The 11,160-nt window shown below is 76.5% G+C and carries 2 protein-coding genes; one reads left to right on the top strand and one right to left on the bottom strand.

Annotation, left to right across the window (positions count from 1 at the left end; all coding sequences use genetic code 11):
* Nucleotides 1-15 precede the first annotated feature (15 nt).
* Complete coding sequence (locus tag ACGFI2_RS14350) at nucleotides 16-1,236, top strand: cytochrome P450 (RefSeq protein ID WP_393515988.1); 1,221 nt, start codon at nucleotides 16-18, stop codon at nucleotides 1,234-1,236.
* A 51-nt stretch (nucleotides 1,237-1,287) separates the two neighbouring features.
* Here ACGFI2_RS14350 and ACGFI2_RS14345 read toward each other — a convergent pair whose 3' ends face one another.
* Nucleotides 1,288-11,139, bottom strand: a complete 9,852-nt coding sequence (locus ACGFI2_RS14345; protein WP_393515985.1) for a type I polyketide synthase — start codon at nucleotides 11,137-11,139, stop codon at nucleotides 1,288-1,290.
* Nucleotides 11,140-11,160: the final 21 nt, after the last annotated feature.

Genomic DNA, 11,160 nt, shown 5'->3' with positions numbered 1-11,160 from the left:
AGATCGGCGACCACCATGACGACTGCTGGGACGAGGCTCCTCTTCGACCTGCGCGACCCCGCGCTGCAGGACGATCGCTACGGCTACTACCGGCGGGTCCGCGAGCGCGAGCCGGTGCACCGGTCGCCCCTGGGCTACTGGGTGGTCACCGGCTACGACGAGTGCGACGCGGTGCTCCGCTCACCGGGGGTCAGCACCGACTTCACCGACGATCCACAGTGGGCGCGGGTGCGCGGCGGGCCGGACAGCCCGGTCGTCGCCAGCGCGCGCCGGTGGATGCTCACCCGCGGCGGCGGCGACCACCGGCGGCTGCGCCGGATGGTGTCCCGGGCGCTGTCGCCGGCCGCCATGGCCCGGCTCCGCCCGCGGATCCGCGCCCTGGTCAACGAGATGATCGACGAGATGGGCGAGGGCGAGGCGGACCTGATCGCCGGGCTGGCGCTGCCGCTGCCGGTCGTCGTCGTGTGCGAGCTGGTGGGCATCCCGCTCGAGGACGCCGACCGGTGCCGGCAGTGGACCAACACCATCGCCGACGTGGTCGACCCGATGGTCACGCCACGGATGCGCCGGCGGATGAACGAGGCGGTCCCGGAGTTCAGCGCGTACATCGCCGGGAAGCTCGCGGAGCGCCGGGCCGAGCCGCGCGACGACCTGCTGTCGATCCTGCTGGAGCCGGACGCGAAGGGCGACCGGCTCAGCGACGAGGACATCGCGGCCCAGATCCTGGTGCTGTTCAACGCCGGGCACGAGACGTCGGTCAACGTGATCGGCAACGGCATGGTGTCGCTGTTGCAGAACCCGGACCAGTTGCGGCTGCTCCGGGAGCAGCCGGAGCTGATCGAGCGCAGCTTCGACGAGCTGTCCCGGTACAACTCCGCCGTGCAGATCATGGCCCGGCAGGCCATCGCGCCGGTCCAGGTCGGGGACGTCACGATCCCGGCCGGGGCGTCCGTCTTCATCGTGCTCGGCGCGGCCCACCACGACCCGCGGAGGTATCCGGACCCGGAGCGGCTCGACGTCACCCGGACCGGCACGTCCCCGCTGATCTTCGGCTCCGGGCCGCACTACTGCATCGCCGCGACGCTCGGCAGGATGGAGGTGGTGATCGCCTTCGAGGAGCTGCTGCGGCGATACTCCTCGATCGAGCTGGCCACCACCGAGCTGCCCTGGTACTCGCACTTCACGTTTTTGCTCGGCCTGCGCAGCCTGCCGCTGCGCCTCACGTACGCCGACTGACCGGCAGCGCGACGGGGCCCAGGCATCCGCCCGGGCCCCGTCGCCGTGCGCTCAGCGCAGCCCGGCCAGCCACCCGGTGACCGCGGCGGCCGTCTCGCCGGCGTGCTCGGCCATGATCGAGAAGTGGTTGCCGGTCACGTCGACGGCGGTGTGCGGCAGCTCCCAGCCGGCCCGCCAGTCGTCGTCGCGGTCCCACGGGCCCAGCGGCTCGGTGGCCCGCACCACGAGCGTCGGCGTCTCGATCTCGCGGGCCTCGAAGCCGCCGCTCATCACGCCGTAGTGCCCCTGCGCGGTGAGCCGGATGTCGTCCATCGGCACGTACTGGTGCTGCCGCTCGATGACGCCGGTGGACAGCTCGTTCTGCCAGACCTCGTGCATCGGCCGGGACAACGGGTACGTGTCGACGAGCACCAGGCCGGCCGGCACCACGTCCTCCTCCTCCAGGTAGCGGGTCAGCGCGTGCGCCAGGATCCCGCCGCCGGAGTGCCCGACCAGCACGAACGGATCGTCCCCGACCAGCTCGCGCAGGCACCGGGCCTGCCAGGCGAGCATCACGTACGCGTCGGCCGGCAGCAGCTCACCACGACCGAAGCCGGGCACCGGCAGCACCGACACCTCACGGTCGCCACGGAACGCCGCGGCGAACCGGGCGAACTCGTGCGGGCCGCCCGCCGCCGTGGTGCCGGTGTGGCACACCAGCCGCGGCGTACGGTCGCCGCGCACCAGCGTCACCGGGTGCGGACCGTCGGCCATCTGCGCCGGATCGGTGAAGACCGGCCGGAACTGCGAGGCCTCGTACGCCATCTTCATGAAGTCGACGACCCGGTTCGTCCGGATCGCCTCGCGGTAGAGCGAGTTGAGCAGGCCGACCGGGTTCTCGTCGTCCGGCGCGATGCCCAGCAGCGGCGCCGCCGGGTCACCGGTCACCCCGGCCGAGGAGAGCAGCGCCTGCTCCACGTGCGCGGCCAGCAGCACCGCCGACGGGTGGTCGAACGCCGCCGTGGGGCTCAGCGCCAGGCCGGTGGCCGCCTGCAACCGGGTCCGCAGCTCGATCGAGGTGAGCGAGTCGAAGCCCAGTTCGAGGAACTTGTCGTCGGCGCCCACCGCCTCCGCCGACGGGTGGCCGAGGACGCGGGCGGCATGGTCGCGGACCAGGTCGAGCAGGACCGGCCGGCGCTCGTGCGGCGGCGCCGCGAGCAGCGTCTCGCGCAGCTCCCGCGCGCCGGGCGCCGGCGACTGCGGCCGGGCGGCCAGGCCGCGTACCTCGGGCACGCCGTCGAAGAACGGCCGTGGCCCGCTCGCGGTCATCGTCTCGACGAACGGTTGCCAGCGCACGTCGGCGACGACGAGCGTGGTGTCGTCGTGCTCCACCGCCTGGCCGAGCGCGGCCAGCGCCGCGTCCGGCTCCATCGCCGGCAGCCCGAGGCGCTCCAGCCGGTCGCGGATCTCCGGCGCGCCGGAGACACCGTCGGGGTCGTCCCACGGCCCCCAGGCGACGGACGTGGCCGGCAGGCCGTCCGCCCGCCGGTGCTCGGCGAGGGCGTCGAGGTAGGCGCCGGCGGCGGCCGTGGTGGCCTGCCGGCTGCCGCCCCAGACGCCGGCGGCCGAGGAGAACAGCACGAAGGCCGACAGCGGCAGGTCCCGGGTGAGCTCGTGCAGGTGCCGGGCGCCGGTCACCTTGGCGGCCAGCGCGGCCGCGACGGAGTCCGGCGTCAGGGCCGCCAGCGCGGTGTCGTCCCGGACCCCGGCGGCGTGGAAGACCGCGGTGAGCGGCTCGTCGGCGCCGATCCGGTCGAGCAGCCCGGCGAGGGCGGTACGGTCGGCGACGTCGCAGGCCACCACCGTGACCCGGGTGCCCGACTCGGTCAGCTCGGCCAGTTCCGGGATGCTCGTGCCGTCGCGGCCAACCAGCACGACGTGCGGGGCGCCGCGACCGGCCAGCCAGCGGGCCAGGCGCCGGCCGAGCGCGCCGGTGCCACCGGTGACCAGGACGGTGCCCTCCGGCTTCCACGGCGCGGGCGCGGCGGTCAGCGGCGCGCGGACGAGCCGCCGCCCGAACGTGCCGGCCGGCCGCACCGCCACCTGGTCGTCGGCGCCGGACCCGAGGACCCGGACGAGTTCCGCCGCCACCCGGTCGTCGACGACCGCCGGCAGGTCGATCAGGCCGCCCCAGCGCTCCGGATGCTCCAGCGAGAGCACCCGGCCCAGGCCCCAGACGGCGGCCTGGTCGGGGTCCACCGGGGCGTCCGAGCGGCCCTGGGCCACGGCGCCCCGGGTCACCGTCCACAGCGGCGCGTCGATCCGGTTCACCAGGTCGACGGTGGCGTCGAGGGTCGGCGAGAGCGACACCACGCCGGCCGGGGACGCGCCGGGCCGGATCTCGGCCGCGGTGAGCACGGTGGGCACCGCGCCCCGGGTACGCATCGCCGCGCCGATCAGGCCGGCCAGCTCGCGGGCCGCGGGGTCCTCGGGCGCGACGACCAGCCAGTCGCCGGCCAGCGCGCCGGGGGTGGCGTCCGGCAGCGCCGCCCAGGCGACCCGGTACCGCCACGGCGTGGCCTCGACGGTGTCCACGGCCGGCTCGGGCGTCAACCAGTAGCGCTGGTGCTGGAACGCGTACGTCGGCACCGGCACCCGCCGGCCGCCGGAGCCGGCGAGGACCGCCGCCCAGTCCGGGGAGACGCCGGCCACGTGCAGGCGGGCCAGCGCCTCCAGGACGGACCCGGTCTCGTCCCGGCCGTCGCGCAGCGTCGGCACCACGAGCGGCGCCTCGTCCTCGGCCAGCGAGAGCCGGGCCATGCCGGTCAGCACGCCGGCCGGGCCGACCTCGACGAACCGCGTGACGCCGGTCGTGGCGAGGTGGCCGATGCCGTCGGCGAAGCGCACCGGCTCGCGCACCTGGCGCAGCCAGTACCCGGCGGAGAACCCCTCGACCGGCTCGCCGGTGAGGTTGGAGACGACGGGGATCCGCGGCCGCCGGTAGGTCAGGCCGGCGAGCACGCCGGCGAACTCGGCAAGCATCGGCTCCATCCGCGCGGAGTGGAACGCGTGCGAGACGCGCAGCCGGTTGGTGCGGCGGCCGAGCCGGGCGAAGTGCCCGGCGACCGCGTCGACCGCGTCCTCGTCGCCGGAGACGACGACGGCCCGCGGCGCGTTGACCGCGGCGATCTCGACGCCCGGGCGCAGGGCGGCGCGGACCTCGTCCTCGCCGGCCTGGACCGCGAGCATCGCGCCACCGGCGGGCAGTGCGTCCATCAGGCGGCCACGGGCGGCGACGAGCGTGCAGGCGTCGTCGAGCGACAGCACGCCCGCCACGTGCGCGGCGACGATCTCGCCGACCGAGTGGCCGATCACCGCGTGCGGGCGGATCCCCCACGACTCCAGCAGGCGGTGCAGGGCGACCTCGACCGCGAACAGCGCGGCCTGGGCGTAGCCGGTGCGGTCGAGGGCTTCGGCGTCGGAGTCCAGCACGTCCCGCAGCGGGCGGTCCAGCAGGGCGTCGAAGCGGGCGCAGGCGGCGTCGAAGGCGTCCGCGTACGCGGGGAAGCGGTCGTGGAGGTCGCGGCCCATCCCGAGCCGCTGGGCCCCCTGGCCGGTGAACATCATCGCCAGCCGGCCCTCGGCGGCACGGCCGTGCGGCACTCCCCCGGCCTCGGGGTCGCCGGTCGCCAGCGCGTCCAGCCCCGCGATCAGCCCGGCGCGGTCGGCGGCGAGCACGACCGCGCGGTGGTCGAGCGCGGCCCGCCCGGTCGCCAGCGTGACGCCGATGTCGGCGGGCGTGTCCCCGGACTCGGCGACGAAGGCGCGCAGGCGCGCGGCCTGGGCCCGCAGCCCGTCGGCGGTGCGCGCGGCCAGCGGTACGGGCACCGGGCCCGGCGCTCCGGCCGGCTCGGGCACGACCACCGGCGTCGGCGGCGCCTCCTCCACGATGACGTGGGCGTTGGTGCCGCTGATGCCGAACGCCGAGATGCCGGCCCGGCGCGGGCGTCCGTCGGGCGTCCACGGCACCGGCTCGGTGAGCAGCTCGACCGAGCCGGCCGCCCAGTCGACGTGCGGGGTGGGCGCGTCGACGTGCAACGAGCGGGGCAGTTCGTGGTGGCGCAACGCGAGCACCATCTTGATCAGCCCGGCCGCGCCGGCCGCGAACTGGGTGTGCCCGAGGTTCGACTTGACCGAGCCCAGCCGCAGCGGACGGTCCGCGGGGCGGTCCTGCCCGTACGTGGCGATCAGCGCCTGGGCCTCGATCGGGTCGCCGAGCGTGGTGCCGGTGCCGTGCGCCTCGACCGCGTCCACGTCGGACGGAGCGAGCCCGGCGTCGGCCAGGGCCTGCCGGATCACCCGCTGCTGGGACGGGCCGTTCGGCGCGGTGAGCCCGTTGGACGCGCCGTCGGAGTTGACCGCCGTCCCACGCACCACGGCGAGCACCTGGTGGCCGTGCCGTCGGGCGTCGGAGAGCCGTTCCAGCAGCACCAGCCCGGCGCCCTCGGACCAGCCGGTGCCGTCCGCCGCCGCCGCGAACGGCTTGCACCGGCCGTCGGCGGCGAGCCCGCCCTGCTTGCCGAACTCGGCGAACACCGCCGGGGTCGGCATCACGGTCACGCCGCCGACGAGCGCCATCGCGCACTCGCCCCGGCGCAGCGCCTGCGCGGCCAGGTGCAGGGCGACAAGCGCCGAGGAGCACGCCGTGTCGATGGTGACGGCCGGCCCCTCCAGACCGAACGTGTAGGAGATCCGGCCGGACATCACGCTGCCGGCGTTGCCGGTCATGTAGTGGCCCTCGGCGTCCGGCGGCAGCGCGACCCCGACGCCGTAGCCGGTCGAGGCACCGCCGACGAACACGCCGGTGGCGCTGCCCCGCAGCGAGCGCGGGTCGAGCCCGGCCCGCTCGAACGTCTCCCAGGCGGTCTCCAGCAGCTGCCGCTGCTGCGGGTCCATGGCGACCGCCTCGCGCGGCGAGATCCCGAACAGGCCGGGGTCGAACAGCGCGGCGTCGTACAGGAAGCCGCCCTCGGGCGCGAAGCCCGCGTCCCGGATCTCGGGCCAGCCCCGGTCGGTGGGGAACCCGGAGACACCGTCGCCGCCGTCCGCCAGCAGCCGCCACAGCTCCTCGGGCGACCGGACGCCGCCGGGGAACCGGCAGCCCATCCCGATGATCGCCAGCGGCTCGGCGCTGGGCGCGGCGGCCGGGTCCGGCGCGGCGGCCGGGTCCCCGCCGGCCACCAGCTCGCCGAGCAGGTGCCCGGCGAGGTCGTGCGGGGTCGGGTAGTCGAAGACCAGCGTGGCCGGCAACCGCAGCCCGGTGACGTTGGCGAGCAGGTTGCGCAGGTCGAGCGCGGTCAGCGAGTCGAATCCGAGGTCGCGGAACGCCTTCGCCGGTTCGATCGCGTCGCCGGACGGGTGGCCGAGCACCAGCGCGGCGTGCCCGCGGACGAGTTCCAGCAGGACGGCCGGGCGCTCGGCCGCGTCGGCCGCGGCGAGGCGCGCGGCGAGCGACCCGGCCGGGCCCTCGTCGGTGGTGCCCGGTTCGGGGGTGACCGCCCGTACCTCGGGCAGGTCGGCGAGGAGCGGGCTGGGCCGGGTGGCGGTGAACCCGGCGGCGAACCGCGGCCAGTCGATGTCCACCACGGCGAGGTCGGTCTCGTCCTGGTCGACGGCGGCGGCCAGGGCCGACATCGCGGTCGCCGGATCCATCGGCGGGACCCCGGCGGTCCGCAGCCGGCGCTGCACCACCTCGTCGGTGGCCAGGCCGGCGCCGGCCCACGCGCCCCACGCGATGGACGTCGCCACCTGTCCCCGGTCGCGGCGGCGCCGGGCCAGCGCGTCGAGGGCGGCGTTGGCGGCGGCGTAGTTGGCCTGACCGGCCGCGCCGATCGTGCCGGCGATCGAACTGAACATGACGAACATCGAGAGCTGCCGGTCGGCGGTCAGGTCGTCCAGCGCCTCGGCCGCGGCCGCCTTGGCGCGCAGCACGGTGTCGAGCCGGGCCGGGTCGAGCGTGTCGATCACCCCGTCGTCGACGACGGCGGCGGCGTGCACGACCCCGGTCAGCGGGCGGTCGGCGGGGATCGCGGCCAGCACCCCGGCCAGCGCGCCCCGGTCGGCGACGTCGCAGGCCGCGACCGTCACCGCGGCGCCCCGCCCGGTCAGCTCGGCCACCAGGTCGGCCGCGCCGGGCGCGTCCGGTCCGCGCCGGCTGACCAGCAGCACGTGCGGGACGCCGCGATCGGCCAGCCAGCGGGCGATCGTGGCGCCCAGCGCGCCGGTCCCGCCGGTGACGAGCACGGTTCCCGCCGTACCCCAGCGGGCCGGCCCGGCCGGAGCCGGCGCCGCGCGGACGAGACGGCGGGCGAGGACGCCGGAGCCGCGGACGGCGAGTTGGTCCTCGCCGTGGCCGCCGCCCAGCACGCTCGCCAGCCGCCGGCCGTCCCGCTCGGACAGCTCCGCCGGCAGGTCGACCAGGCCGCCCCAGCGGTCCGGCAGCTCCAGCGCGGCGACCCGGCCGAAGCCCCACGACTGCGCCTGCGCGACGCTGCCCTGCCGGTCGGACCGGCCGGTCGAGACGGCGCCGCGGGTCAGGCACCACAGCGGCGCCGGCGTGCCCGCGTCACCCAGCGCCTGCACCAGCGCGACGGTGGCGGCGAGCCCGGCCGGGGTGGCGGCCGACCCGGCCGCCGGCGTCTCCACGGTGGCCAGCAGCGAGACGACGCCGGCCGGATCGGCCTCGGCGAGCGCGTCCAGCAGCAGCTCGGTCAGCTCGGCCCGGTCGGTGGCCGACGCGTCGGCGGCGAGGGCGAGCACCTCGGCGCCGGCCCGGCGCAGCGCGGCGGTCACCTCGGCCGCCCCGGCGGCGTCGCCGGTGTCGTGCACCAGCAGCCAGGTGCCGCCGAGTGCCCCGGCCGGCAGGTCGGCCACCGGCTTCCACGAGGTGCGGTAGCGCCAGGAGTCCACCGTGCACTCGGTGCGGCGGCGGCGGCGCCAGGCGGAGAGGGCCGGCAGCACGTCCCGGAGTCCGTCGGCGGGGTCGAGCCCGAGCGTGCCGGCGACACCGTCGAGGTCGCGGCGCTCGACCGCCTCCCAGAACAGCGTCTCCGCCGGATCGGCCGGGACGCCCGGGTCGGTGTGCGGGGCGGTCTCCCCGGCCGGCGTGTCGATCCAGTAGCGCTGCCGCAGGAACGCGGTGGTCGGCAGCGCGTGGAGCCGGGGTCGGGTGGCGGCGAAGAACGCGGTCCAGTCGACCTCGACCCCGTGGGCGTGGAGCTGGGCCAGCGCGCGTACCGCGGCCTCGGGTTCCGGCCGGTCCGCGCGCAGCGCGGTCGCCAACGCGGGCGCACCGCCGTCCGGGGCGCCGGCGTCCGGGGCCTCGTCGAGGGCGAGCCGGACCAGGCCGGTGAGGGTACCGTCCGGGCCGAGTTCGAGGAAGCGGGTGACGCCCTCGCGGCGCAGCCACTCGACGCCGTCGGCGAAGCGGACCGCCGAACGGGCGTGCCGCGCCCAGTAGTCGCCGGAGCGCATCTCCGGCCCGGCCGGCGCGCCGGTCACGTCCGAGACGATCGGGATGGTGGGCTCGGCGTACGCCAGTCGCGCGCCCACCGCGCCAAGTTCGGCCAGGATCGGGTCCATCCGGGCCGAGTGGAACGCGTACGAGCCGCGCAGCATCGTGGTCTTGCGGCCGGCGGCCCGCCAGTGGGCGGCGAGTTCCTCCACCGCGTCCCGGTCGCCGGAGACCACCACCGAGGACGGGCCGTTGATCGCCGCCAGGTCGGCCCGGCCCGGGTAGCCGGCCAGCGCCTCGCGTGCCTCGTCGGCGCTGGCCCGGACCGCCATCATCACGCCACCGGGCGGCAGCTCGTCCATCAGCCGGCCGCGCGCGGCGACCAGCTCGCAGGCGTCCGCGAGCGTGAGCACGCCGCCGACGTGCGCGGCCACCACCTCGCCGAACGAGTGCCCGAGCAGGTAGTCGGGTCGGACCCCCCAGGACCCGAAGAGCCGGAAGAGCGCCACCTCGACGGCGAACGTGGCCGGCTGGGTCCAGGTGGTGCGGTCGAGCAGCGCGGCGTCGCCGGAGGTGAACACCAGGTCCCGCAGCGGCCGGTCGAGCAGCGGCGCGAAGGCCGCGCACACCTCGTCGAACGCCGCCGCGAAGGCCGGGTACGCCGCGTACAGCGCACGCCCCATGCCGGCGCGCTGGACGCCCTGGCCGGGGAAGAGGAACGCGAGCCGGCCGGAGCCGGCCGTCCCGGTCAGCGCGTACGGTGAGGGCTCGCCCGCCTCGATCGCGGCCAGCCCGGCGGCGGCGGTCCGGGTGTCCGCGGCCACCACCACCGCCCGGTGCTCGTGCCGCCCCCGGGAGGCGACAAGCGACCACGCCACGTCGGCCGGGTCGAGGTCGTCGGCGCCGCCGACGAACTCCCGCAGCCGTCCCGCCTGGGCCCGGAGCCCCTCGGGCGTGCGGCCGGTGACGACCCAGGGCAGCGGCCCGGTCTCCGGTCGCGGGTCCCGCTCGGGCGCGGGCTCGGCCGCCGGGGCCTGCTCGACGATGGTGTGCACGTTGGTGCCGCTGATCCCGAACGAGGAGACCGCCGCCCGCCTCGGCGCGCCGGTCTCCGGCCACGGCCTGGCCTCGGTCAGCAGGCTGACCTCGCCCGCGCTCCAGTCGACGTGCGGCGTCGCGGTGTCGGCGTGCAGGGTGCGGGGCAGCAGGCCGTGCCGCATGGCCAGCACCATCTTGATCACTCCGGCGATGCCGGCGCCCTGCTGGATGTGGCCGATGTTGGACTTCAGCGATCCGAGGTGCAGGGGGCGGCCCGGCGGCCGCTGCCGGCCGTACGTGGCGATCAGGGACCGGGCCTCGATCGGGTCGCCGAGCGGGGTGCCGGTGCCGTGTGCCTCGACGGTGTCGATCTGCTCGGGCGAGAGCCGGGCGTCGGCCAGCGCCGCCCGGATGACGCGTTGCTGGGCGGGCCCGCTCGGCGCGGTCAGGCCGTTGGAGGCGCCGTCGGAGTTGACCGCCGAGCCGCGGATCACCGCGAGCACCTCGTGGCCGTTGCGGCGCGCGTCGTCGAGCCGTTCCAGCAGCAGCACCGCGGCGCCCTCGGCGAAGCCCATGCCGTCGGCGCCGGCGCCGAACGCCTTGCACCGGCCGTCGGCGGCGAGCACCCGCTGGCGGCTGAGCTCCAGCACGCTGATCGGGTTGGGAATGACCGTCACGCCGCCGGCGATCGCCAGCGTGCACTCCTGCCGGCGCAGCGCCTGGGTGGCCAGGTGCAGGCTCACGCTCGACGACGAGCAGGCGGTGTCCACGGTCAGCGACGGGCCCTCGGTGCCGAGGACGTACGCGACGCGGCCGGACACCACCGACAGCGCGCTGCCGGTGACCAGGTAGCCCTCGGACCCGGTGGTCGCGCCGACCGCCCCGGCGCTGTAGCCGAGCGAGCTGGCGCCGAGGAAGACGCCGGTGGGGGTGCCGCGCAGCGCGGTCGGCGCGATGCCGGCCCGCTCGACGGTCTCCCAGCACACCTCCAGGATCATCCGCTGCTGCGGGTCCATCGCGATGGCCTCGCGCGGGCTGATGCCGAAGAAGCCGGGGTCGAACATGGTCGCGTCGGCCACGTAACCGCCGGCGGCGGAGTACGTCGTGCCGGCGTGGTCCGGGTCCGGGTCGTAGTAGTCGGCCAGGTCGAAGCCGCGGTCGGCGGGAATCGGGCCGACCGCGTCGACCTCGCCGGCGACCAGGCGCCACAGGTCGTCGGGCCCGGTGACGCCACCGGGCAGCCGGCAGCCCATCGCGACGATCGCGACCGGTTCCTGGTCGCCCGACTCGGCGGTACGCAGCCGCTGCCGGGTGTCGTGCAACTCGGCGATGACCCGCGCCAGATAGCCGCGCAGTTTCTCCTCGTTGTCCATGTGAACATCGATCCTTCCGGG

Origin of the sequence: Micromonospora sp. NPDC049282 (assembly GCF_043197045.1) — a bacterium.
Classification (GTDB): domain Bacteria; phylum Actinomycetota; class Actinomycetes; order Mycobacteriales; family Micromonosporaceae; genus Micromonospora.
Note: the sequence above shows the minus strand (reverse complement) of the source record. Positions and strands in the feature narration are given on the sequence as shown.